Source organism: Mumia sp. Pv4-285, assembly GCF_041320275.1.
Classification (GTDB): Bacteria; Actinomycetota; Actinomycetes; order Propionibacteriales; family Nocardioidaceae; genus Mumia; species Mumia qirimensis.
On record NZ_CP162023.1, the window covers coordinates 1932165 to 1956763 of the forward strand.

General features: G+C 69.7%; 17 protein-coding genes and 1 tRNA gene. 9 read left to right on the forward strand and 9 right to left on the reverse strand.

Features of this window, described 5'->3' with window-relative positions; all coding sequences use genetic code 11:
* Positions 1-163: 163 nt before the first annotated feature.
* The 3 genes from gltB (at position 164) to pyk (ending at position 7755) form a co-directional block, all read left to right on the forward strand.
* Entirely contained in the window at positions 164-4687 is a 4524-nt protein-coding gene (gltB, locus tag AB3M34_RS09370; RefSeq protein ID WP_370619295.1) for a glutamate synthase large subunit, read from the forward strand.
* Positions 4680-6146, forward strand: a complete 1467-nt coding sequence (locus AB3M34_RS09375) for a glutamate synthase subunit beta (protein ID WP_370619296.1) — start codon at positions 4680-4682, stop codon at positions 6144-6146. Before gltB ends, AB3M34_RS09375 begins: the two co-directional genes overlap by 8 nt.
* Before the next feature lie 151 nt (positions 6147-6297).
* Positions 6298-7755, forward strand: coding sequence for a pyruvate kinase (gene pyk, locus AB3M34_RS09380; protein WP_370619298.1), 1458 nt, complete (start codon positions 6298-6300; stop codon positions 7753-7755).
* 74 nt (positions 7756-7829) lie between these two features.
* Here the strand turns inward: pyk and AB3M34_RS09385 are convergent, their stop codons facing one another.
* The 6 genes from AB3M34_RS09385 to AB3M34_RS09410 form a co-directional block, all read right to left on the reverse strand.
* Positions 7830-8543, reverse strand: coding sequence for an ABC transporter ATP-binding protein (locus AB3M34_RS09385; RefSeq protein ID WP_370619300.1), 714 nt, complete (start codon positions 8541-8543; stop codon positions 7830-7832).
* A 1-nt stretch (position 8544) separates the two neighbouring features.
* A complete protein-coding gene (locus AB3M34_RS09390; RefSeq protein ID WP_370619987.1) occupies positions 8545-9276 on the reverse strand; it encodes an ABC transporter ATP-binding protein in 732 nt (243 codons plus the stop codon).
* Positions 9277-9419: 143 nt separating this feature from the next.
* Positions 9420-10589 (reverse strand): branched-chain amino acid ABC transporter permease, encoded by a 1170-nt coding sequence (locus tag AB3M34_RS09395; RefSeq protein WP_370619302.1) that lies wholly within the window; start codon positions 10587-10589, stop codon positions 9420-9422.
* Positions 10586-11560: a branched-chain amino acid ABC transporter permease gene (locus tag AB3M34_RS09400; RefSeq protein WP_370619304.1), complete on the reverse strand. Its 975-nt coding sequence runs from the start codon at positions 11558-11560 to the stop codon at positions 10586-10588. The genes AB3M34_RS09395 and AB3M34_RS09400 overlap by 4 nt, the downstream gene beginning before the upstream one ends.
* A gap of 99 nt (positions 11561-11659) precedes the next feature.
* Positions 11660-12871 carry a branched-chain amino acid ABC transporter substrate-binding protein gene (locus AB3M34_RS09405; RefSeq protein WP_370619306.1) on the reverse strand — a complete coding sequence of 404 codons (1212 nt, stop codon included), beginning with the start codon at positions 12869-12871 and terminating at the stop codon, positions 11660-11662.
* A 248-nt stretch (positions 12872-13119) separates the two neighbouring features.
* Positions 13120-13202, reverse strand: a tRNA-Leu gene (locus AB3M34_RS09410).
* Between the two features lie 41 nt (positions 13203-13243).
* Here AB3M34_RS09410 and AB3M34_RS09415 point away from each other — a divergent pair.
* On the forward strand, positions 13244-13891 hold the full coding sequence (locus tag AB3M34_RS09415) for an ANTAR domain-containing response regulator (RefSeq protein WP_370619308.1): 648 nt from the start codon (positions 13244-13246) through the stop codon (positions 13889-13891).
* A 13-nt stretch (positions 13892-13904) separates the two neighbouring features.
* On the opposite strand, the gene AB3M34_RS09420 is transcribed toward AB3M34_RS09415, so the two are convergent.
* Positions 13905-14651: a DUF554 domain-containing protein gene (locus AB3M34_RS09420; protein WP_370619310.1), complete on the reverse strand. Its 747-nt coding sequence runs from the start codon at positions 14649-14651 to the stop codon at positions 13905-13907.
* Positions 14652-14799: 148 nt separating this feature from the next.
* Between AB3M34_RS09420 and AB3M34_RS09425 the strand changes: the two genes are divergently transcribed.
* The 3 genes from AB3M34_RS09425 (at position 14800) to AB3M34_RS09435 (ending at position 20616) form a co-directional block, all read left to right on the forward strand.
* Complete coding sequence (locus AB3M34_RS09425; RefSeq protein WP_370619311.1) at positions 14800-15408, forward strand: GNAT family N-acetyltransferase; 609 nt, start codon at positions 14800-14802, stop codon at positions 15406-15408.
* A gap of 50 nt (positions 15409-15458) precedes the next feature.
* On the forward strand, positions 15459-18161 hold the full coding sequence (gene polA / locus AB3M34_RS09430) for a DNA polymerase I (RefSeq protein WP_370619312.1): 2703 nt from the start codon (positions 15459-15461) through the stop codon (positions 18159-18161).
* 88 nt (positions 18162-18249) lie between these two features.
* A complete protein-coding gene (locus AB3M34_RS09435) occupies positions 18250-20616 on the forward strand; it encodes an arylsulfatase (RefSeq protein WP_370619314.1) in 2367 nt (788 codons plus the stop codon).
* Here AB3M34_RS09435 and AB3M34_RS09440 read toward each other — a convergent pair.
* Positions 20610-21824: a polysaccharide biosynthesis protein gene (locus AB3M34_RS09440; RefSeq protein WP_370619316.1), complete on the reverse strand. Its 1215-nt coding sequence runs from the start codon at positions 21822-21824 to the stop codon at positions 20610-20612. The genes AB3M34_RS09435 and AB3M34_RS09440 overlap by 7 nt on opposite strands.
* A 22-nt stretch (positions 21825-21846) precedes the next feature.
* On the opposite strand from AB3M34_RS09440, the gene AB3M34_RS09445 reads away from it, so the two are divergent.
* Positions 21847-23397, forward strand: a complete 1551-nt coding sequence (locus tag AB3M34_RS09445; protein WP_370619317.1) for a hypothetical protein — start codon at positions 21847-21849, stop codon at positions 23395-23397.
* A gap of 34 nt (positions 23398-23431) precedes the next feature.
* On the opposite strand, the gene AB3M34_RS09450 is transcribed toward AB3M34_RS09445, so the two are convergent.
* Complete coding sequence (locus AB3M34_RS09450) at positions 23432-24313, reverse strand: decaprenyl-phosphate phosphoribosyltransferase (RefSeq protein ID WP_370619318.1); 882 nt, start codon at positions 24311-24313, stop codon at positions 23432-23434.
* A 137-nt stretch (positions 24314-24450) separates the two neighbouring features.
* On the opposite strand from AB3M34_RS09450, the gene AB3M34_RS09455 reads away from it, so the two are divergent.
* Positions 24451-24597, forward strand: coding sequence for a DUF2613 family protein (locus tag AB3M34_RS09455; RefSeq protein WP_370619320.1), 147 nt, complete (start codon positions 24451-24453; stop codon positions 24595-24597).
* Positions 24598-24599 lie beyond the last annotated feature (2 nt).

Below are 24599 nucleotides of genomic sequence, written 5' to 3' on the forward strand. Positions count from 1 at the left end.
GCGGGGTCGGTGCCCGCAACAATCGTGTAACCTGAGGAAGCCATGTGAGGGCCAAGGTCGTCCCTTCGGTGTGGTTGTACCCCGCTGACGGACCGGCACCTCGTCTCTGAGCGAGTTCCCCCTGTTCGCAGCGCCATAGCGAAGACGACGGGAGAAGAGCGGCATGCGCGGGTTTCCCCCAGCTCAAGGCCTGTACTCCGGTGAGCACGAGCACGACGCCTGCGGCGTCGCGTTCGTCGCGACGCTCACGGGCCAGGCCAGCCACGAGATCGTCGCGCAGGGCCTGACCGCCCTGCGCAACCTCGACCACCGCGGTGCCGTCGGTGCCGAGGCCGACTCCGGCGACGGCGCCGGCATCCTCATCCAGGTGCCGGACGCGTTCCTGCGCGACGTGGTCGACTTCGATCTTCCTGAGCAAGGCCGGTACGCCGTCGGCACGGCCTTCTTGCCCGTGGACCACGCGGCCGCCGCAACGGCTCGTACGGCGATCGAGGAGCTCGCGGCCCAGGAGGGCCTCGCGGTCCTGGGCTGGCGTGACGTCCCCACCAACCCCGGCGTGCTGGGCTCGATGGCCCGCGGCGCGATGCCGTCGTTCGTGCAGCTGTTCGTCGCCGACTGCGAGGGCAGCCGCTCCGGCATCGACCTCGACCGCGTGACGTTCGCGCTGCGCAAGCGCGCCGAGCACGAGCTGGACGTGTACTTCCCGTCGCTGTCGGCTCGCACCCTCGGCTACAAGGGCATGCTGACGACCGACCAGCTCGACCACTTCTACCCGGACCTGACCGACGCCCGGATCGCCTCGGCGATGGCCGTCGTCCACAGCCGGTTCTCCACCAACACGTTCCCGAGCTGGCCGCTCGCGCACCCGTTCCGCTTCATCGCGCACAACGGTGAGATCAACACGGCGCGCGGCAACCGCAACTGGATGCGGGCCCGCGAGGCCCTGCTCGAGTCCGACCAGATCCCGGGCGACCTGAGCCGTCTCTTCCCGATCGTCGACCCGGAGGACTCCGACTCCGCGTCCTTCGACGAGGCGCTCGAGCTGCTGCACCTCGGCGGCCGCAGCCTCCCGCACGCCGTGATGATGATGATCCCCGAGGCGTGGGAGAACAACCCCGTGATGGACCCGAAGCTGCGGGCCTTCTACGAGTTCCACTCCACGATGATGGAGCCCTGGGACGGCCCGGCCTGCGTCGTCTTCACCGACGGCACGCAGGTCGGCGCCGTGCTCGACCGCAACGGCCTGCGTCCCGGGCGCTTCTGGCAGACCGAGGACGGCCTCGTCGTGCTCGCCTCCGAGGCGGGCGTCCTCGACCTCGACCCGGCGACGATCGTGCGCAAGGGCCGTCTCGAGCCGGGACAGATGTTCCTGCTCGACCTCGACGAGCACCGGGTGATCCCCAACGAGGAGATCAAGTCCGAGCTCGCCGGCGCCCACCCGTACGAGGAGTGGCTCTACTCCGGTCTCGTGCGCTTCTCCGACCTTCCCGAGATCGAGCACGTCGTGCACACGCACGCCTCCGTGACCCGTCGGCAGCAGGTCTTCGGCTACACCGAGGAGGAGCTCCGCATCCTCGTCGCGCCGATGGCACGCACGGGGGCCGAGCCGATCGGCTCCATGGGCACCGACACGCCGATCGCGGTGCTGTCGAACCGGTCGCGGCTGCTGTTCGACTACTTCAACCAGCTGTTCGCGCAGGTCACCAACCCGCCGCTGGACGCCATCCGCGAGGAGCTCGTCACGTCGCTGCTCAGCACGGTCGGCGCGGAGGGCAACCTCCTCGAGGCGACGCCCGCGTCGTGCCGTCAGCTGCAGATGTCGTTCCCCGTCATCACGAACGACGAGCTGGCCAAGATCCGGCACGTCAACCGCCACGGCAACATGCCGGGACTCTCGACGTACGTCGTCCGTGGTCTGTACGACGTGGCCGGCGGCGCCGAGGCCCTGCGCAAGCGCCTCGACGAGATGTGCACCGAGGTCTCGGCGGCGATCGCCGACGGTGCCCGCATCATCGTGCTCTCGGACCGCCACTCCAACCACGAGCTGGCTCCGATCCCGTCCCTGCTGATGACGGGCGCCCTGCACCACCACCTGGTGCGCGAGAAGACCCGCACCCGTGTGGGGCTGCTCGTCGAGACGGGTGACGTCCGCGAGGTTCACCACGTCGCGCTGCTGCTCGGCTACGGTGCGTCCGCCGTCAACCCGTACCTCGCGCTGGAGACCGCCGAGGACCTCGCCCGTGAAGCCGTCTACGTGGACGGCGTCGCACCCGAGAAGGCCGTCGCCAACCTGCGCTACGCCCTCGGCAAGGGCGTCCTCAAGGTGATGTCCAAGATGGGCGTCTCCACCGTCGCCTCGTACACGGGCGCGCAGATCTTCGAGGCCGTCGGCCTGGCGCCGGAGCTCGTCTCGCGCTACTTCACCGGCACGACCTCGCGCCTCGGCGGGATCGACCTCGACGTCGTCGCCGAGGAGGTCCGGATCCGGCACGCCAAGGCGTACCCGACCGCCGGCATCTCTGCCTCGCGCCGCCAGCTCGACTCGGGCGGCGAGTACCAGTGGCGGCGTGACGGTGCCGAGCACCTGTTCGACCCCGAGACCGTCTTCCGGCTCCAGCACTCGACACGGGCCGGGCGCTACGACGTCTTCAAGCAGTACACCCAGCGCGTCGACGACCAGTCCGAGCGCCTGATGACGTTGCGCGGCCTCCTCAAGCTCAAGGAGGGCGTGCGTCCGGCCGTCCCGATCGAGGAGGTCGAGCCCGTCTCGGCGATCGTCAAGCGCTTCTCGACCGGTGCCATGTCGTACGGCTCGATCAGCCAGGAGGCGCACGAGACCCTCGCCATCGCGATGAACCGCCTCGGTGGCAAGTCCAACACCGGCGAGGGCGGTGAGGACCCCGAGCGTCTGTACGACCCCGAGCGCCGCAGCGCGATCAAGCAGGTCGCGTCGGGTCGGTTCGGGGTCACCTCGGAGTACCTCACGAACTCCGACGACATCCAGATCAAGATGGCGCAGGGTGCGAAGCCCGGCGAGGGCGGACAGCTGCCGGGGCCGAAGGTCTACCCGTGGGTGGCGCGCACGCGGCACTCGACGCCGGGTGTCGGCCTGATCTCGCCGCCGCCGCACCACGACATCTACTCGATCGAAGACCTCAAGCAGCTGATCCACGACCTGAAGAACGCGAACCCGTCCGCACGGGTTCACGTGAAGCTGGTCGCCGAGGTCGGTGTCGGGACGGTCGCCGCGGGCGTCTCCAAGGCGCACGCCGACGTCGTGCTGATCTCCGGGAACGACGGCGGCACCGGCGCGTCGCCGCTGACGTCGCTCAAGCACGCGGGCGGCCCCTGGGAGCTGGGTCTCGCCGAGACCCAGCAGACGCTCCTCCTCAACGGGCTGCGCGACCGCATCGTCGTGCAGGCCGACGGCCAGCTGAAGACGGGGCGCGACGTGGTCGTCGCGGCGCTGCTCGGCGCCGAGGAGTTCGGTTTCGCGACGGCCCCGCTGGTCGTGTCCGGCTGCATCATGATGCGCGTGTGCCACCTCGACACCTGCCCGGTGGGTGTGGCGACGCAGAACCGCGAGCTGCGCAAGAAGTTCTCGGGCAAGGCCGAGTACGTCGTGAACTTCTTCGAGTACGTCGCCGAGGAGGTCCGCGAGTACCTCGCCGCGCTCGGGTTCCGCTCGATCGACGAGGCCGTGGGGCACGCCGAGGTCCTCGACTCCCGTGAGGCGATCGCGCACTGGAAGGCGAGCGGGCTCGACCTGACGCCGATCCTGCACGTGCCCGAGCTTCCCGAGGGTGCGGCGCTGCGCAACACCACGACGCAGAACCACGGTCTCGACCGCGCGCTCGACAACGAGCTGATCGCGTTGTCGTCCGATGCGCTGGACCGCGGCGAGCCGGTGCGCGCGCAGCTGGAGATCCGCAACGTCAACCGGACCGTCGGCACGATGCTCGGTCACGAGGTGACCAAGCGCTACCGCGGTGCGGGGCTGCCCGACGACACGATCGACATCACCTTCACCGGGTCGGCGGGTCAGTCGTTCGGCGCCTTCGTCCCGCGCGGCATCACGCTGCGGCTGGAGGGTGACGGCAACGACTACGTCGGCAAGGGGCTGTCCGGTGGGCGGCTCGTGATCCGACCGCCGCGCGACGCGTCGTTCGTCGCCGAGGACCAGATCATCGCCGGCAACGTCATCGGGTACGGCGCGACCAGCGGCGAGATCTTCGTCCGGGGACGCGCCGGCGAGCGCTTCTGCGTCCGCAACTCGGGCGCCACCGCGGTCGTCGAGGGCGTCGGCGACCACGCCCTCGAGTACATGACCGGAGGCCGCGTCGTGATCCTCGGCTCCACCGGCCGCAACGTCGCGGCGGGCATGAGCGGCGGGGTCGCGTACGTGCTCGACCTCGACACCGACCTCGTCAACCGCGAGATGGTCGAGGTGCACGAGATCGGTGCGGCGGACGAGCTCAAGGACCTCGTCACCCGCCACGCCGAGGAGACGGGCTCGGAGGTCGCCGCGAAGCTCCTGGCCGACTGGGAGACGTCGGTGACGCGGTTCTCCGAGATCATGCCGGTCGACTACCGCAGGGTCCTGAAGGCACGTGCCGCAGCCGAGGAGGCCGGTCTCGGCGAGGACGAGACCACCGCAGCGATGATGGAGGCAGCGATCCGTGGCTGATCCGAAGGGTTTCATGAAGACGCCGCGCCAGGTGGCGCAGCGCCGCCCCGTGGGCGAGCGCATCCACGACTGGAACGAGGTGTACCCCGGTACGCCCGGTCGTGCGCTCCTGCCGATCATCACCGAGCAGGCTGGTCGGTGCATGGACTGCGGCATCCCGTTCTGCCACTCGGGCTGCCCCTTGGGCAACCTCATCCCGGAGTGGAACGACCTGGTCTGGCGTGACGACTGGGAGGAGGCGATGGCGCGTCTGCACGCGACGAACAACTTCCCGGAGTTCACCGGTCGCCTCTGTCCCGCGCCGTGCGAGACGGCCTGCGTCGTCGGCATCAACCGCGACGCGGTGACCATCAAGAACGTCGAGGTCTCGATCATCGACCGTGCCTGGGACGACGGGCGCGTCGTCCCGGAGCCTCCGGAGTGGCTCACGGGCAAGACCGTCGCCGTGATCGGCTCCGGCCCGGCGGGGCTCGCCGTCGCGCAGCAGCTGACGCGTGCCGGCCACACCGTCGCCGTCTACGAGCGTGACGACCGCCCGGGCGGCCTGCTCCGGTACGGCATCCCCGAGTTCAAGATGGAGAAGTCAGTCCTCGACCGCCGCATCGAGCAGATGAGGGCCGAGGGCACGGTCTTCCGCAACGGCGTTGCGATCGGCACCGACCTGACCGGCGACGACCTGCGCGACCGCTACGACGCCGTCGTGCTCGCGACCGGCGCCACCGTGCGCCGCGACCTGCCGACCACCGGACGCGAGCTCGGCGGGATCCACCAGGCGATGGACTTCCTCCCGCAGGCGAACCGCGTGGCGCGCGGCGAGACGGTCGAGGGCCAGATCCTGGCCACCGCCAAGGACGTCGTCATCATCGGCGGCGGTGACACCGGTGCCGACTGTCTCGGCACGGCGATCCGTCAGGAGGCGCGCTCCATCACCCAGCTCGAGATCATGCCGCGCCCGAGCGAGGAGCGGCCGGGTCACCAGCCGTGGCCGACGTACCCGATGCTCTACCGGGTGGCCTCCGCGCACGAGGAGGGTGGCGACCGCGTCTACGCGGTCTCGACCCAGGAGTTCCTCGGCGACGAGGACGGCAACGTCCGTGCGCTGCGCCTGGTCGAGGTCGAGATGGTCGACGGCCGCTTCCAGGAGGTCGAGGGCTCGGCGCGCGAGATCCCGACGCAGCTGGTGCTGCTCGCGATGGGCTTCACCGGTCCGGAGACCGACGGCGTCGTCTCGCAGCTCGGTGTGGCGCTCGACGATCGGGGCAACGTGGCGCGCGACAACGCGTACATGACCGACGTCCCGGGTGTCTTCGTGGCCGGTGACGCCGGCCGTGGGCAGTCGCTGATCGTGTGGGCGCTGGCCGAGGGACGTTCGTGCGCCGCCGGCGTCGACGCCTACCTCAACGGCTCCACGACGCTCCCGTCGCCCATCCTGCCGACGGAGCGTCCACTGGTCGTCTGACCGGCACCGGTCCCCGACGTTGGGCCAGACATCGCGCTCGCCGCGAAGTCTGGCCCTTCGGCGTCTCACCCTTCGAGAGATTTTGCCTGCGAAACAACAAATATCGGGGGTCGGGTCGCGCAGCCCCCGACCACGGAACTAGGGTTGAGGAGTGCGTAGAGCAAAGATCGTCTGCACCATCGGTCCCGCCGTCTGGTCCGAGGAGAAGATCCTCGAGCTGGCCAGAGCAGGCATGAACGTCGCCCGCCTCAACCTCAGCCACGGAGACCACGCGACCCACGAGAAGTCCTTCGCGTGGACCCGCAACGCGGCCGAGGTCACGGGGCAGCCGATCGCGATCCTGGCAGACCTCCAAGGCCCCAAGATCCGTCTCGGCAGATTCGCAGCGGGCCCTGTGCCCCTCGCCGTGGGGGACACCTTCACCATCACCACCGACGACGTCCTCGGTGACGACAAGCGGTGCTCGACGACGTACGCCGGACTCCCCGGCGACGTCACCGTCGGCGACACCATCCTCATCGACGACGGCAAGGTGCGGCTGCGTGCCACCGAGGTCACCGACACCGAGGTCACCACGGTGTGCGAGGTCCCCGGCGCCCTGAGCAACAACAAGGGCATCAACCTTCCCGGCGTGGTCGTGAGCGTCCCTGCGCTGTCCGAGAAGGATCGTGAGGACCTCCGCTGGGCCCTCCGCGCCGGCGTGGACCTCATCGCGCTCTCGTTCGTGCAGCGTGGCGAGGACGCCGACGACGTGCGCGGGATCATGGACGAGGAAGGCGTACGCCGACCGGTGATCGCCAAGATCGAGAAGCCGCAGGCGGTCGAGAACCTCGACGACATCATGGACGCCTTCGACGGCGTCATGGTGGCGCGAGGCGACCTCGGCGTGGAGCTGCCGCTGGAGGACGTCCCCGTCGTCCAGAAGCTGATCGTCGAGAAGGCCCGCCGCAACGCGAAGCCGGTCATCGTCGCGACACAGATGCTCGAGTCGATGATCTCCGCGCCCCGCCCCACGCGCGCCGAGGCCTCCGACGTCGCCAACGCCGTGCTGGACGGCGCGGACGCCGTGATGCTGTCGGGCGAGACCAGCGTGGGGGAGTTCCCCATGGAGACGGTCCGCACGATGGCCCGCATCGTCGAGAGCACGGAGGAGCACGGGCTCCCGCGGATGGCGGCCTACCACTGGGACCCGAAGACCCGCAGCGGCGTCATCGGGCGTGCCGCGGCCGGTGTGGCGCAGAGCGTCGGCGCGAAGTACCTGTGCGCGTTCACGACCTCCGGCGACAGCGCCCGCCGCATGACGCGATACCGGTCGACCGTGCCGGTGCTGGCCTTCACGCCGGACCCGGTCGTCCGCAACCAGCTCGCGCTGTCGTGGGGCGTCCAGACCTTCCTCGTCCCCGAGGTCGAGCACACCGACATGATGGTGCTGCAGGTCGACCGTGCGCTGCTCGAGATCGGCCAGTGCTCCGAGGGCGACGAGGTCGTGATCGTGGCCGGGAGCCCGCCGGGCATCGCCGGGTCGACCAACGCGCTGCGCATCCACCGCATGGGTGACGCGATCAAGGGGATCTCGCCGGCCTACACGACGCCGCTCGTCCGCGAGTAGCCCTGCAGCCCTGCTGCACGACAAAAGCCGGCCTGTCCCTCGCGGGACAGGCCGGCTTCGTCGTACGACACCCGTCAGGCGACGCCGAGGTAGGCCTCCTTGACGGCCGGATCGGCCAGGAGCTCCGGGCCGGTGCCGGTCCGCGTGATGCGGCCGGTCTCCAGCACGTACGCCCGGTCGGCTCGGCTGAGCGCCTGGTTGGCGTTCTGCTCGACGAGGAGAACCGTCATCCCCTGCTCGTTCACCTGCGAGATGATCGAGAAGATCTGCTTGATGAACTGGGGTGCGAGCCCCATGGACGGCTCGTCCAGCAGCAGGACCTTGGGTCGACCCATGAGGGCACGCCCGATGGCGAGCATCTGCTGCTCACCACCGGAGAGCGTGCCGCCCGCCTGCGCCTCCCGCTCCTTGAGCCTCGGGAACAGGTCGAAGACGCGGTCGAAGCTCTCGTCGACCGTCGCCCGGTCCTTGAGGGCGTACGTGCCCATCTCGAGGTTCTCGCGCACCGTCATGGCCGAGAAGATGCCGCGGCCCTCCGGCGTGAGCGAGATGCCGCGGACGACCCGCTTGTGGCCTGCGAGCTTCGAGATGTCCTCGCCCTCGAACGTGACGCTGCCCGACGACAGGCTGAGCAGGCCGGCGAGCGCACGCATCGTGGTCGTCTTGCCGGCGCCGTTCGCGCCGATCAGCGTGACGATCTCGCCCTCCTCGACGGAGATCGAGATGTTGTGGAGCGCCTGGATGCGCCCGTAGTGGACCGAGATGTCGTTGATCTCGAGGAGCGCCACGTCAGTCCTCCTCTCCGAGGTAGGCGGCGATGACCGTCGGGTTGTTGCGGATCTCGGCGGGAAGACCGTCGGCGATCTTCTTGCCGAACTCCAGCACGACGATCCGGTCGGTCACGCCCATCACGAGCCGCATGTCGTGCTCGATGAGCAGCACGGTGTAGCCGTCGTCGCGGATGGTCCGGATGAGAGCCATCAGCTCTTCCTTCTCCGCCGGGTTGAAGCCGGCAGCCGGCTCGTCCAGGCAGAGAAGCTTGGGGTCCGTGGCGAGGGCGCGGGCGATCTCGAGCCGGCGCTGGTAGCCGTACGGCAGCGCGCTGGCCTGAGCCATCGCCTTGTCGGCGATGCCCACGAACTCCAGCAGAGCCATGCCGCGCTCGATGGCCTCCTTCTCCTCGCGATAGAGCCGCGGGGTCCGGAAGAGCGATCCCCAGACGCCGGTCTTGTGCCGGGCGTCCAGTCCGACCACGACGTTCTCCAGCGCGGTCATCTCGCCGAAGAGCCGGACGTTCTGGAACGTCCGGGCGATGCCGAGACGGGTGATCTTGTGCTGCTTGCGCCGCCCGATCGCCTCGCCCTCGAGCAGGACCTGTCCCTCGGTCGGCCGGTAGACACCGGTCATCGCGTTGAAGCAGGTGGTCTTGCCGGCACCGTTCGGGCCGATGAGCCCGAGGATCTCGCCGCGCTTGATGTCGAAGCTGACGTCGTCGAGCGCCGTCAGGCCTCCGAACCGCATGGTGAGGTTGCTGATCTCGACGAGCTTGTCACCGACCTCGACCGCGATCTCGCGCTCGGCGGCCGCCAGCTGCGCGACCTCGGAGTCGAGCGGCGGCGGTGCGTCGGGCTTCGGGGTCGCCGGCAGGGGAGTGGAGTGATCGGTCACTGTCCGGTCTCCTTCGCAGCGGGGGAGGGCGCGTCGGCGAGGTTGGCGATGCGTTTGTGCGCTCGCCGCTCGAACGTCAGCAGGTGCGGACGCTTGCCGAACAGACCCTGCGGTCGGAAGATCATCAGGATCACGAGGACAGCACCGAAGATGAGGTACTTGTACTCGGCGATCGCGGTGAACCGCAGCGGGATGTAGGCGACGATCGCGCCGCCCAGGATGGCTCCGAACTTGTTGCCCTGACCGCCGAGGACGACGGCCACCAGGAACAGCACGGACATCTGCACGTCGAACCGTTGGTTGTTGACGAACCCGATCTGACCGGCGGCGATCGCGCCGGCGGAGCCGCCGAGCGCGGCGCCGATGCCGAACGCCCACAGCTTGAAGCGGAACGTCGGCACGCCCATGATCTCGGCGGCGTCCTCGTCCTCGCGCAGTGCGATCCAGTTGCGGCCGACCCGGCTGCGCTCGAGGTTGCCGAGCGCGATCATCACGAGGATGATCACCGTGATCGTCAGCCAGTACCACGGAGCGCCGGCGCTGTTGGAGAAGATCGGGTTGCCCTCGGCGTTCGTGCCCGGCGGGTGTCCGACCTCCTGGAAGCCCTGCTGGCCGCGCAGCGCGGGGATGATCGTCGCGAGCAGGCGGATGATCTCACCGAACCCGAGCGTCACGATCGCGAGGTAGTCGCCTCGTAGCCGCAACGTCGGGATGCCGAGCAGGACACCGAACACGACCGTGACCATCGCGGCCAGCGGCAGCGTCAGGAGGTACGGGATGTGGACGAGGTTCGAGTCCGGCGACGTCCACAGCGCTGCCACGTATGCGCCGACGGCGAAGAAGCCGACGTAGCCCAGGTCGAGCAGGCCCGCCTGACCGACCACGACGTTCAGGCCGACCGCGACCAGCGCGTAGCGAGCCATCTCGGCGCAGGCGAGCGGCCAGTCGTTGCCCGGCTCGGTCGTCAGGAGCGGGATGTTGACCAGCGGGAGCGCGAACGCTGCCGCGACGGCGATCAGCAGGAAGGCCCACTGACCGAGCCGCGGGAAGTGGTTCCACCACTCCGACAGGCCGTGGAGGCGCGACGGCTTGGTGACCTCTTCGAGCAGCTCGTCGGCGCGGGCCTGGGACTCTCCAGCCCCGCCCATCGGGGTTCCGGTACTCATGCCCTCACCTTCCCGAGGTTGCTGCCGAGGATGCCCTCCGGACGGACCATGAGCACGGCGATCAGGACGACGAAGCAGACGACGTCGTTCCACTGTGCACTGCCGAGGAGGATCTGGCCGTAGTTGCCGATCAGGCCCAGCAGGAGCCCGCCGACCAGAGCGCCGCGGACGTTGCCGATGCCGCCGAGCACCGCGGCGGTGAATGCCTTGACGCCGAGCAGGAAGCCGCCGAGGTACAAGACTCCGGACGGCACCTTCATCACGTAGAACAGCGCCGCGACGCCCGCGAGCAGACCGCCGATGATGAACGTGCTGACGATGATGCGCTCACGGTTGACGCCCATCAGGGTCGCCGTGTCCGGGTCCTGGGCGACGGCGCGGATGCCGCGGCCGAGCTTCGACCGCCGGATGAACTGGTCGACGACGATCATCATGATGACCGCGGCCGACACGATCAGGATCGAGTCGAAGTAGATGAGCGTCCCGCCGACGTCGAAGATCGCCTTGTTCTCGAACATGATGACCGTCGGCTCCGGGTTGGGCCCGCGCCACAGGAAGATCAGGTACTGGATGACGAACGACATGCCGATCGCCGAGATCAGGAAGACGAGGCGTGGCGCCCCCTTCGCTCTCAGCGGTTTGTAGGCCACGCGTTCGACGATGAACGCCGTTATCGCTGCGGCGAGCATGCCGAACACCAGCGCCAACAAGAGGTTGGCCGCGATCGCGTACCAGGCGAGGTTCGGGACGGACGGCCCGAAGCCGAGCGAGCTCAAGGTGAAGACGACGGCGTAGGCGCCGACGATGAAGACCTCGGAGTGCGCGAAGTTGATGAGGTTGAGGACGCCGTACACGAGGGTGTAGCCGAGCGCGACGAGCGCGTAGATGCCGCCGAACGTGAGTCCATCGACGGTGGCGCTCCAGAAGTTCGCGCCCAGCGCATCCCAGTCGAGACTGATCCACTGGTCCACTTGGGCTCCTTGAGGAGTGGGATGTGCAGAGGAGGGGGTCCGTCTGGATCAGACGGACCCCCTCCGTTGACGAGCTGTTGCTACTGAGAGGTGTCTCTCTTAGAGGACGCCGACCGAGACGATCTGGCCATCCTGCACCTTGTAGCCGTAGACAGCGAGCTCGGTGAGCTCACCGGTCTCGTCCCACTGGAACTTCTTGCTGAGACCCTGGGCGTCGTAGCTCGTGACCCATTCCTTCAGCTTCGCGCGGTCCTGGTTGCCGGCGTCGATGCCTGCGAGCAGGACGGTCGCCGCGTCGTAGCCCTCGACCGAGTAGGTGCCCGGAGCGTCGCCGCCGGAGACCTTCTTGTAGGCGTCGCTGAAGCTGGTGATCAGCTCGCCCGGGATGCACGGGCAGGTGAAGTAGGCGTTGCTCGAGGCGTCACCGGCCTGGTTGATGAACTCCTGGTCCTTCACGCCGTCCGGCCCGATGAAGATGCCGTCGAAGCCCTTCGCGACGAGCTGCTGGTTCAGCGGCGCGCCCTCGGCGTAGTAGCCCGAGTAGAAGACGGCGTCCGGCTTCTCGGCGAGGATCTTGGAGATCGTGGCCGAGAAGTCCTTCTGGCCGGTCGTCACCTTGTCGGAGCCGACGACGTTGTCGCCGAGCGCCTCGGTGGCGGTGCCGGCGAGGCCGACGCCGTACTCGGAGTCGTCCTGCACGACGTAGACCGTCTCGGCACCGAGCTTCTCGGTGAGCTTCGGCACGGCCGGGCCCTGCACGTTGTCGTTGCCGAGCGCGCGGAAGAAGGTCGTCCAGCCGTTCTGCGTCAGCGCCGGGCCGGTGGCCGACGGCGTGATGTGGACGAGGCCGGCCTGCTCGAAGATCGCGCCGGTCGCCTTCGACTCACCCGAGAACGGAAGGCCGACGACACCGATGATGTTGGTGTCGTTGGTCGCCTGGGTCACGGGGCCGGTCGACTTGTTGGGGTCGCCCTCCGTGTCGAAGTTGGTCAGCTTCACCTGGCAGTCGGGGTTGTTCTCGTTGTGCTCGTCGATGGCCAGCTGCACACCGTTGACGATGTTGATGCCGAGCTGGGCGTTGGGGCCGGTCTCGGCGCCGATGTAAGCAAGGGTGGTGGTCGCGGGGCATTCCGCCTTGCCGTCGCCCGCGGGGCTGACGGCGTCGTCGGGTGCGTCGATCGCAGTCTGGACGGTGAGCTCGGGTGACGAGCTGTCCTCGTCTCCGCTGTCGCCGTCGTCGGTGTTGGCACACGCCGCAAGCGTGAGCGCCAGCACTGCGGCGGTCGCGAGTGCCTTCGTGGAACGAGACACGGTGGTGTCCTCCGATTCGTTGGGGCCGGCCCCCGAGCGGGGCGGGGCGGACATTGCGTCCCATGCAAGTAACTGCAACGTTCTAACACAGGGAGAGCGGCTCGAACGTCGATGAATCCAAGCCGTTATGAAATGGTGAAATCCGGTCAACCCTCCGAAAGCCGCCTGAGAGGCCTCTGTGCGCCCGTCATCGTAGGCGACAGATGTTCCGCGAAGATTTCCTGACCTGCCGTCGATCAGGTGAGATGTGCCGGGTGCGGGACTCGAACCCGCACATCCTTTCGGACAGTGGTGTTTGAGACCACCGCGTCTACCATTCCGCCAACCCGGCTGGCCCGTCGGTCGCCGGCGGGCGCGGGATAACCTTCTCACGTGACTTCTCCTGAGAGCACCCCCGGTACGCTGCCGCCCGTCCGTCGTGTCGTCATCGCGGAGGACGAGGCACTGATCCGCCTCGACCTCGCCGAGATGCTCGCCGAGGAGGGCGTCGAGGTCGTCGGTCAGGCAGCCGACGGCGAGCAGGCCGTGGCGCTCGCCGAGGAGCTGCGGCCGGACCTCGTCGTGATGGACGTGAAGATGCCGAAGCTCGACGGCATCTCGGCCGCGGAGCGGATCGCGTCGCAGCGCATCGCCCCCGTCGTCATGCTCACCGCGTTCAGCCAGCGGGAGCTGGTCGAGCGTGCGCGGGACGCCGGCGCGATGGCGTACCTCGTGAAGCCGTTCAGCAAGGCCGACCTGGTGCCGGCGATCGAGATGGCGGTGAGCCGGTTCGCCGAGATCGCGACGCTCGAGGCGGAGGTCGCCACCCTCGAGGACCGGCTGGAGACTCGGCGTGCCGTCGAGCGGGCCAAGGGACTCCTCCAGGAGGCGCTCGGCATCACCGAGCCGCAGGCGTTCCGGTGGATCCAGAAGACGGCGATGGACCTGCGGCTCTCGATGCGCGCGGTGGCCGAGGGCGTCGTGGAGCACGGTCCGGCACTGGGTGGCGCGGGCCAGTCCGACGCCGAGCCCGGCAGCTGAGCCGAGGCTGCGCTCAGCGCAGCCACACCACCGTCTGGACGAGGACCGGTGCGATCAGCAGCGCCGGGAGCATGTCGCCGACGGCGACGGGCCGGATGTTGAGCAGCCTCAGCGCGACACCGATCAGGAGGACACCGCCCGTCGCCGTGAGCGCGACGACGTGAGGTTCGGGGACGAACGACCCCATGACGGCCCCGAGCACGGTCAGGCTGCCCTGGATGACGGCGACCGCGATCGCCGAGGCCATCACGCCCACCCCGAGCGACGCGGCGAAGGCGATCGCGGCGAACCCGTCCAGCGCCGACTTGAGGAGGAGCTGCTCGGCGCCTCCGCCGAGCCCGTCGGTGATCGAGCCGAGGATGGCGAGGGGGCCGACGCAGAAGACGAGCGATGCCGTCACGAAGCCTTCGACGAACTGGGCGCGCGCTCCTGCGTCGCCGCTGCCGCCCAGGTGCGACTGGAGCCAGGCCCCTGAGTGCTCGAGCCGGTGCTCGATCCGCAGCAGCGAGCCGATCACCCCGCCGACGACGACCGCTCCCAGCACGATCAGCACCGGCGCGCTCGCCCCGACGGCGTCGGAGAGGACGCGGTCGGTGACGGCGACGACCGAGAGGCCGGCGATGAGGAGCGTGACGAGGCCGAGCCCGTCCGTCACGACCGCCCGGGTGCGCGCGGGGAGGCGGTTGCCGACGAGCAGGCCGATGCCCGACCCCGCGACGACCGCGGCGACGTTCACGACCGTCCCAGCTCCGACGAACATGCGCCTCCTCCGACCGGGACCTTCGTCCCGCCCTGATCCTGACCGAGCCCGAATCCGAGTGCCCGAGCCGCTGACAGCCGAGGCTGCCACGGCGTAGTGTTTCACCCCGAGCCGAGCGCCCGGTCGCGCGGCTCTGGGAGGAGGGGTGGTGGCACGTCTGCCGCTGGAGATCCGCGATGCCCGTCCTGACGACGCCGGTGAGCTGATCGCTCTCTGGTCGCTGTGCGTCGCCGAGGGGTTGAACGACGAGACCGATCCTCTCAGCGTCGGCTGGGACGTCCCCACCGAGGAGGAGTCCCGGCACGCCCTCGCCGAGATCTCTCGCGCGCCGTCCCAGCGACTCTGCGTGGCGCTGAGCGGTCCGCAGATCGTCGGCGTGATGAAGGCCGACCTGTCGGCGGCCACCCCGCTTCACCTCCGCTCGGTCGTCGTCGTGAGCGAGCTCCACGTCCATCCCCGCCACCGGCGCCGCGGAGTCGCCTGGTCGCTGATGAGCATCGCTGCCGAGTGGGCCGACCAGGTCGGGTCGTCGGTCGTGTACGCCTGGGCGCCGGCGCCCTCGCGCGACGCGCACCGGTTCCTCACCCGGATCGGCTTCGGCCACTTCGCCACCGTCCGCGCGGCGAGGGTGCGGGTGCTGCAGGCGCGGCTGGCGGGTCGCACCGCCTCGGGTCGCGGCACCGGGCGGCTGATCGCCGTCCGTCGCTCCCTGCGTCGTACGCACGAGGAGGCGGCCGCGGCGGGTGCCACCGACTGAGCGAGGTCAGCCCTCGCAAGGGTGTCGGCTGCGCCCGTTAGAGTCGGTTCGTGGACTCGCCCAGCCTCGCTGACACCGCTCCCGCCGACTCCGGTCGGCTCCTCCTCATCGACGGCCACTCCGTCGCCTACCGCGCCTTCTTCGCGCTGCCCGTCGAGAACTTCTCCACGACGACCGGTCAGCACACGAACGCGGTCTACGGCTTCACCTCGATGCTGATCAACGTCCTGCGGGACGAGAAGCCGACGCACCTCGCGGTGGCGTTCGACGTGTCGCGCCAGACGTTCCGCAGCGCCGAGTACGCCGAGTACAAGGCCAACCGGTCCAAGTCGCCCGAGGAGTTCTCCGGGCAGGTGGCGCTGGTCAAGGAGGTCCTCGACGCGCTCCACGTGACCTACCTGGAGCTGGAGGGCTTCGAGGCCGACGACATCATCGGCACCCTTGCGACCCGCGCCGAGCAGGACGGCTTCGACGTCCTCATCTGCACGGGCGACCGCGACGCGCTCCAGCTCGTGACCGACCGCACCACGGTGCTCTACCCGCGCAAGGGCGTCTCCGACCTCGCACGCATGACGCCGCAGGCGGTCGAGGAGAAGTACGGCGTCGCCCCGGAGAGATACCCCGACGTCGCGGCGCTGGTCGGCGAGACGAGCGACAACCTCCCGGGTGTCCCGGGCGTCGGCCCCAAGACCGCAGCGAAGTGGCTCGCCCAGTTCGACGGGCTCGAGGCGCTCGTCCGCGATGCCGACAAGGTCCCCGGCAAGGCGGGGCAGTCCTTCCGCGACCACCTCGGCGACGTCGTGCGCAACCGCCGCATCAACGCGCTCGTCCGTGACCTCGACCTGCCGGTGACGACGGCCGATCTCGCCATGCAGCCGTGGGACCGCGACGCGGTGCACCAGGTCTTCGACGGGCTGGAGTTCCGGGTCCTGCGCGACCGGCTGTTCGAGACGCTATCGACCGAGGAGCCGGAGGCCGAGGAGGGCTTCGAGGTCGACGGTGCGGTTCTCGGTGAGGGCGAGGTGGCGCCCTGGCTCGCCGCCCACGCTCCGGCCGGGGTGCGCGTCGGCGTGCAGGTCGTGGGGTCGTGGGGGCGGGGCACGGGCCGCGTCGACGCGATCGCCGTGGCCACCGCCGACGGCGAGGCCGCCGCGTGGTGGGACGTCGCGACGCTCGCGGCCGACGACGAGGCCGCTGTCGCCGCCTGGCTCGCCGATCCCGGACGGCCCAAGGTCCTGCACGACGCGAAGGGGCCGGTCCTGGCGCTCCGCGCCCAGGGGTGGTCGGTCGACGGGCTCGCCAGCGACACGGCGCTCGCCGCCTACCTCGCCCGCCCCGACCAGCGCTCGTACGACCTCGAGGACCTCGCGCTGCGCTACCTCAAGCGCGAGCTGCGCGTCGAGGACCACGGCGACCAGCTGACCCTCGACGTCGCCGACGACGCCGTGGCCCAGGACGCCATGCTCGCCGCAGCAGCGGTGGTCGAGCTCGGGTCGGCGCTCGACGCCGAGCTCGACCAGCTCGGCGGCCGCGCCCTCCTCGACACCGTGGAGCTGCCCCTGGTGCAGGTTCTCGCCGACATGGAGGAGATCGGCATCGCCGTCGACGGCGACGCGCTCGAGCGGCTGGAGGACGAGTTCGCGACGCGTGTCCGCACGGCGGCCGACGAGGCGTACGCGGTGATCGGCAAGGAGATCAACCTCGGCTCGCCCAAGCAGCTCCAGGTGGTGCTGTTCGACGAGCTCGGCATGCCCAAGACCAAGCGCACCAAGACCGGCTACACGACGGACGCCGACGCGCTGCAGCAGCTCTACGTCAAGACCGAGCACCCGTTCCTGCTGCACATGCTCGAGCACCGCGACGCCACCCGGCTGCGCGTGACGGTCGAGGGGCTCCGCAAGACGGTCGCCCCGGACGGCCGCATCCACACGACCTACAACCAGACGATCGCCGCGACGGGCCGCCTCAGCTCGGCCGACCCCAACCTCCAGAACATCCCGATCCGCACCGCGGCCGGCCGCCGGATCCGAGAGGCCTTCGTGGTCGGTGAGGGCTTCGAGACGCTGCTCACGGCCGACTACAGCCAGATCGAGATGCGCATCATGGCCGACCTCTCCGAGGACCGGGGCATCATCGACGCCTTCAACTCCGGTGCGGACTTCCACACGATCACGGCGTCGAGGGTCTTCCAGGTCGAGCCGGAGTCGATCGACGTCGGCATGCGGTCCCGGATCAAGGCGATGAACTACGGGCTCGCGTACGGCCTCTCCTCGTACGGCCTGAGCCAGCAGCTCGGCATCGAGACCCGCGAGGCGCAAGGTCTGATGGACGAGTACTTCGCGCAGTTCGGGGGCGTCCGCGACTACCTGCGGGGGGTGGTCGACGAAGCCCGCCGCACCGGGTTCACCGAGACGATCATGGGCCGGCGGCGCTACCTCCCAGACCTCACCAGCGACAACCGGCAGCGTCGCGAGATGGCCGAGCGGATGGCTCTGAACGCGCCGATCCAGGGCTCGGCGGCCGACATCATCAAGGTGGCGATGCTCGGGGTGCGTCGTGCGCTGCGCGAGTCCGGCCTGACGTCACGGCTGCTGCTCCAGGTGCACGACGAGCTCGTCCTCGAGGTCGCATCGGGCGAGCGCGATGCCGTCGAGGCGCTGGTCCGCGCCGAGATGGCATCCGCCGCGTCGCTCGCCGTGCCGCTCGACGTCTCGGTCGGCATCGGTCGTTCCTGGCACGAGGCCGGCCACTAGCCTCTTGCCGGGTCTCACCCCCAAGGGGTGACGGCGGTCGGAGTCGTTCGTGCGCAAGGTGGAGCATCGGCGACGAACGGAAGCGACGATGAGCCCTGACCGCCATGCCCGCACGATGCTCCCGATCCCGGACCGGCGGGCGCCCGGGCTGACGACGTACGACGCGAAGGACCCCGACACGGCGTACCCGCCGATCGAGCCCCTCCTTCCGCCGGACGGAGCGCCGAACGTCCTCGTCGTGCTGCTCGACGACGTCGGGTTCGGCGCCGCGAGCGTGTTCGGCGGCCCGTGCGAGACGCCGACCGCCGAACGGCTGGCCACCGGCGGGTTGCGCTACAACCGGTTCCACACCACCGCGCTCTGCGCCCCGACGCGCCAGGCGCTGCTCACCGGACGCAACCACCACTCGGTCGGCATGGGCAGCATCACCGAGACGGCGACGTCCGCACCGGGCAACAGCTCGCTGCGACCGAACACCAAGGCTCCGCTGGCGACGACGCTCAAGCTCAACGGCTACTCGACGGCGCAGTTCGGCAAGTGCCACGAGGTCCCGGTGTGGCAGGCGTCGCCGATGGGCCCGTTCGACGCCTGGCCCTCGGGGGGCGGCGGGTTTGAGACGTTCTACGGCTTCATCGGCGGTGAGAACAACCAGTGGGACCCTGCCCTGTACGACGGGACGACCGCGATCGAACCACCGAAGACCGCCGAGGAGGGCTACCACCTCACCGAGGACCTGGCCGACCATGCGACCAGCTGGATCCGCCAGCAGAAGGCCCTGATGCCGGACAAGCCGTTCTTCGTCTACTTCGCGCCCGGGGCGACCCACGCCCCGCACCACGTGCCGAAGGAGTGGGCCGACAAGTACGCGGGGAAGTTCGACGACGGCTGGGACGTCCAGCGCGAACGCACGTACGCCCGTCAGCAGGAGCTCGGCGTCGTCCCCGCCGACGCCGACCTGACGGCGCGCCACGACGAGATCACCGCCTGGGACGACATGCCGGACGAGCTCAAGCCCGTGCTGGCGCGTCAGATGGAGGTGTACGCCGGCTTCCTCGAGCACACGGACCACCAGGTCGGCCGGCTGATCGACACCCTCGAGGAGCTCGACATCCTCGGCGACACGCTCGTCTACTACATCATCGGCGACAACGGAGCGTCGGCCGAGGGCACGATGAACGGTGCCTTCAACGAGATGGCCAACTTCAACGGGATGGCGGCGATCGAGACGCCGGAGTTCATGGTCAGCAAGATGGACGACCTCGGCACACCCGACTCGTACAACCACTACTCCGTCGGCTGGGCCTGGGCGATGAACACGCCGTTCCAGTGGACGAAGCAGATCGCCTCCCACTGGGGCGGGACCCGCAACGGGACGATCGTCCACTGGCCCGAGGGCATCACGGACCACGGCGGCCTGCGGTCCCAGTTCACGCACGTCATCGACGTGGCGCCGACCATCCTCGAGGCGGCAGGGCTGCCCGAGCCGACCATGGTCAACGGCGTGATGCAGTCCCCGATGGAGGGGACCAGCATGGCGTACACGTTCACCGACGCCGACGCCGACGAGCGTCACGACCTCCAGTACTTCGAGATGTTCGCGAACCGCGGCATCTACCACCGGGGGTGGAGCGCGGTCACGAAGCACCGGACCCCATGGGTCATGGTCGGCGGAGACCTCCCTGCGTTCGACGACGACGTGTGGGAGCTGTACGACGGCCGTACCGACTTCAGCCAGGCACACGACCTGGCGGCGGAGAATCCGGAGAAGCTCGCCACGTTGCAGCGTCTGTGGTTGATCGAGGCCACGAAGTACGACGTGATCCCGCTCGACGACCGGACGTCGGAGCGCCTCGAGCCGACGATGGCCGGCCGGCCGACGCTGATCCGCGGCGACTCGCAGCTGTTGTTCCCGGGGATGGGGCGCCTGTCAGAGAACAGCGTCGTGAGCATCAAGAACAGGTCGTACGCCGTCACCGCGGAGGTGGACGTTCCCGAGAACGGCGCGGAGGGCGTGATCATCGCCCAGGGCGGTCGCTTCGGCGGCTGGGCCGTCTACGCGAAGGACGGGCGCGCGAAGTTCGCCTACAACGTCCTCGGCATCCAGCAGTTCGCTGCTGTGGCGGACACCCCGATCCCGGCGGGGCGCCACCAGATCAGGATGGAGTTCGCGTACGACGGTGGCGGGCTCGCGAAGGGCGGCGACGTCACGTTGTACTACGACGGCACGGTCGTCGGCGCCGGGCGGGTCGAAGCGACGCAGCCGATGGTCTTCTCCGCCGACGAGACCACCGACGTCGGTTACGAGTCGGGGACGACCGTGACTTCCGACTACACGTCACGTCAGAGCCGCTTCACGGGGACGATCCACTGGGTCCAGCTCGACGCGGGGAGCGACGACCACGACCACTACATCGATCCCGAGGAGCGTCTGCGGGTCGCGATGGCGCGTCAGTAGGCCGTGGTCTCCGGTGTCCGGCTGGACAGCCACCAGGCCGTCGCGGCGACCACCGACGCGGTCACCGTCATCGTGATGACGACGCCCGCGACGTGCAGCGGTGCGATCAGGATGATGCCGCCGGCGACGGCGGCGGCGCCCCACAGCAGCGGCACGATGCCGTGCGAACGCCGGGCGAGCGCGTCGAAGACGAGCAGCTGGACGACGGCGAGCATCGCGCCCTCGAGCGTGAACAGCCAGAGCAGCGGCTTCACCTCGGCGTACTGGTCGCCGCCGACGAGGATCAGCGCGATCCCCGGCAGCAGAGCGGTCGCCACCGTGGCGGCCAGGCCGACGAGCGCCACCGTGCCGACCGCGAGGCGACGGGCGCGTTCGGCACGGGCCCGGGCGAGACGCGGGAACGCGACGATGCTGACGAACTGGGGGAGGAACAACGCTGACTTCGTGAGGATGAGACCGGCCGCGTAGAGGCCGCTGTCGTGGGGCGTGAGCGCGACGCGCGCCAGCAGAGCGTCGAGGTTGCTCAGCACGAGGTAGGCGAGCATGGCGTGCGAACCGGCGAGCAGCTCCCAGACGTACGCCCGCGAGCCGCCGAGACCACCGGGGCGCAGGTAGCGGAGCCCGAGCAGGACGGGGAGCCATGCCCCGACCATCACACCGGCGATCGCCGCGGTCGGCGTGGCGCTCACGAGCATGGCAGCCGTGCCGAACACGACACGGCCGACTCCGTTGGCGACGTAGAGCACCGAGAGGACGGTCCACCGGTGCTGGCCCTGAGTGATGCCGGCGAGCGCACCCATCAGCGTGAGCGGCACCACGGTGGCTCCGCACAGCACGAGCGGCCAGACCGAGTCGAGCTGGAGGAGCGGCGCGAGCACGGGGCTGAGCACGACGAGGGCGAGACCGACCACCGTGCCGAGCGAGACCGACACGGCGGTCGCCGTCGCGGCGATGCGGTCGGCATGCTCGGGCGCGACAGCGATGCGGCGGGCCGTCGTCGTCTGCACGGCCAGCGAGGCGACGTTGGCGACGAGGAGCACTCCCAGCAGCGCGGTCAGCGCGCCGAAAGACGCCGGGATCAGCAGGCGTGCGGCGAGCAGCGTGAAGGCGTAGGCACCGACGTTCTGGAGCGTCATGGCCACCGCGATGCGGCCCCCGGCACTCACAGCGGCGGGTGCGCGCGTCGGTTCGGCGGGGGGCGTCGGCACGGACCCGATATAACCATGCGTGATGGACATACGTCGCTTGGGGCGCGCCTGGCCGTGGGTCATGGCGTTGCTGGTGTGCGCCCCGATGCTCGCGTGGGGCTACGTCCTCTCGTACGACATGGTCTTCGTCCCGCGCCTGGATGTCACGCGTCCGGACGTCTGGGGGCTCGGATCGGCCATGCCGCGGGCGGTCCCGTCAGATGCCGTGGTGGCTGTCCTCAACCTGGTCGTCCCGGGCTGGCTGCTGCAGAAGCTCGTGCTGGTCGGCGTCTTCGTGGTGGCCGGTGCTGGCGCGATGCGGATGCTCGAACGCTTCGGCCCCGGCGCGCAGCTCGCCGGGACGACCTGGTTCGTCTGGAACCCGTACGTCGCCGAGCGTCTCGTGATCGGCCACTGGCCGCTGCTGGTGGCGTACGCCGCGATGCCGTGGGTGGTGGTCGCGTGCCTGCGGGTCAGGGGAGGGGAGCCGGTCCGTTGGTGGCGGTGGGTGCTGCCGCTGGCCGCCACGGCGCTGACGCCCGCCTCAGGCGTGATCGGCGTGGTGCTCGCGCTCTCCGTGTGCGGGTGGCGCCGCTGCGGCCGCGTCCTGTTCGTCGGGCTCGTTCTCAACCTGCCCTGGATCGTGGCGGGGTTCGCACACCCGGCTGTCGGGCGGAGCGACCCTGCCGGTGTGGGGGCGTTCGCACTGCAGCCGGAGGCGGGTCTCGGGCGGCTCGGGGCGGCGCTCAGCCTGGGCGGCATCTGGAACGTCGAGGTGGTGCCAGCCTCCCGCGACCTCGTGACGGCGACCGTGTTCTGCCTGATCCTGTGGGCGGTGATGGGGCTCGGCGCGGTGGCCGCGTGGCGGCGCCCGCGTCGCCGTACGCTGCTGCTCGCGCTCGCGCCCGCTGCGGGGGTGGGCCTCACGATCGCACTGCTTGGAGCGTTCGTGCCCGATCTCCTCGAGTGGATCGTCGGCACCCTGCCCGGTGGCGGCCTGCTGCGCGACGGCGCCCGGTACCTCGCTCTGGTCGCGCCGCTCCAGGCGGTCCTGGTGGCCGCCGGTGTCGGCGCCCTCGCCGAACGTGTCCGTCAGCGGTCCGCGCGGTGGAGCCTCCTCGCGGTGGCGATCCTGCTCCCGGTCCTCGCCATGCCGGACCTGGCGTGGGGTGCGGCCGGCCGGCTCCAACCGGTCTCGTACCCCGACGAGTGGGCCCAGGCGCGGACCGCGATCGCCGAGTCCGACGTCGACGGCGACATCGTCGCCCTGCCCTTCAGCGCGTTCAGGGCGCCCGGGTGGAACCACGGTCGCGTGGTGCTCGACCCGGCCGGCCGCTACTTCTCGCGCGAGACCGTCGTCAACGACGACCTCGTCGTGTCGGGCGAGGCGATCGCGGGCGAGGACGAGCGCGCCGAGGCGGTCGGGGAGGCGCTCGGGTCCAGCGATCCCGCGAGTGGCCTGCGGGACGAGGGCATCGGCCTCGTCGTCGTGGAGCTCGACGCGCCCGGAGCCGACGACCTCGGCGAGCTCCTGGAGGACCTGGACCCGGTGTACACCGGTGACGACCTGGCCGTCTACGCGGTGCCCGACTGACGGCTCGAGCCTCGGGCGGTGCTGGGCGCCGCGCTCAGGCCCACACGCCGAGCGCGAACGTGACCAGCCAGGCGACGGCGATCGTCTGGAGCACCCGGTCGCGCAGCACGATGTCCTCCGGCTCACCGGCGAGCCCGCGGTCGACGTCGACCGAGTAGCGCAGGACTCCGAGCACGAACGGCGCGATCGAGATCGCCTGCCACGGCGTGCCGGAATCGGGGGAGATCTCGAACGCCCACAGGCTGTAGGCCGTGATCGTGACGCCGGCGGCGAGTCCCCAGACGAAGCGGAGATAGGACTCCGAGTACAGCTCGAGCGAGCGGCGCGTGCCCGCTGCGCTGCCGAGCGCCTTGAACTCGGAGTACCGCTTGCCGGCCACCATGAACAGAGATCCGAACGCAGCCACGAGAAGGAACCACTGCGACAGGACCACCCCGGCCGCGACACCGCCCCCGACTGCACGAAGGACGAAGCCGGAGGCGACGACCGCGAGGTCGATGACGGCCAGGTGCTTCAGCCACAGGGCGTACGAGACCTGGAGGCCGGCGTAGACGGCGAGCGTGACGCCGAGCTGCCAGTCGAGGACCGAACCCGCTGCGATCCCGACCGCCGCGAGGAGCGCTGCTGTGAGCAGCGCCGTGGACGGTGCGACATCTCCCGCGGCGATGGGACGCAAGGACTTGAGCGGGTGCCGTCGGTCCTCCTCGGCGTCGCAGACGTCGTTGACGAGGTAGACCGCAGCTGAGACCAGGATGAACGTCGCGATCGCCACGAGAACCCGGAAGAGGACCGGTGGATCGGTCAGGACACCGGCGGCGAGGGGAGCGGTCGCCACGATGAGGTTCTTCAGCCACTGGCGTGGCCGCATCGAGACGACGAGGCTCGTGACCGGGGACCGGCGTGTCAGGGATCTCATCGTCCGCCAAGCCTAGGTGATGGGGGCCTCGAAGTGCCTCGTGATGATATCGGTACGGTCTTCGGCCTCGGGATGTTGGTCATTCGGCCTAACCGGCTGGTAACCTGGCGGCTCGGACTTCAGGAGGGAAGAATCTCGTGGGTGGTTTCCTTGGCGGCATTGCCGCCATCGTTGTTGGTGCGGGCCTTGGCGCTGCCACGGTGGTCGGCGTCGTCCAGACGCAGGCCGCTGACAACAGCCCGACGCAGCCGACGTCGCAGGTCGTCGACTACGGCTCCAACTGAGC

What these genes read in the sequence shown, in the direction of transcription:
- gltB (WP_370619295.1), top strand. Translation starts at nt 164, where the DNA reads ATGCGCGGGTTTCCCCCAGCTCAAGGCCTGTACTCCGGTGAGCACGAG.
- AB3M34_RS09390 (WP_370619987.1), bottom strand. Translation starts at nt 9,276, where the DNA reads ATGCGGTTCGGAGGCCTGACGGCGCTCGACGACGTCAGCTTCGACATC.
- AB3M34_RS09395 (WP_370619302.1), bottom strand. Translation starts at nt 10,589, where the DNA reads ATGAGTACCGGAACCCCGATGGGCGGGGCTGGAGAGTCCCAGGCCCGC.
- AB3M34_RS09420 (WP_370619310.1), bottom strand. Translation starts at nt 14,651, where the DNA reads ATGTTCGTCGGAGCTGGGACGGTCGTGAACGTCGCCGCGGTCGTCGCG.
- AB3M34_RS09435 (WP_370619314.1), top strand. Translation starts at nt 18,250, where the DNA reads ATGAGCCCTGACCGCCATGCCCGCACGATGCTCCCGATCCCGGACCGG.
- AB3M34_RS09445 (WP_370619317.1), top strand. Translation starts at nt 21,847, where the DNA reads ATGGACATACGTCGCTTGGGGCGCGCCTGGCCGTGGGTCATGGCGTTG.
- AB3M34_RS09450 (WP_370619318.1), bottom strand. Translation starts at nt 24,313, where the DNA reads ATGAGATCCCTGACACGCCGGTCCCCGGTCACGAGCCTCGTCGTCTCG.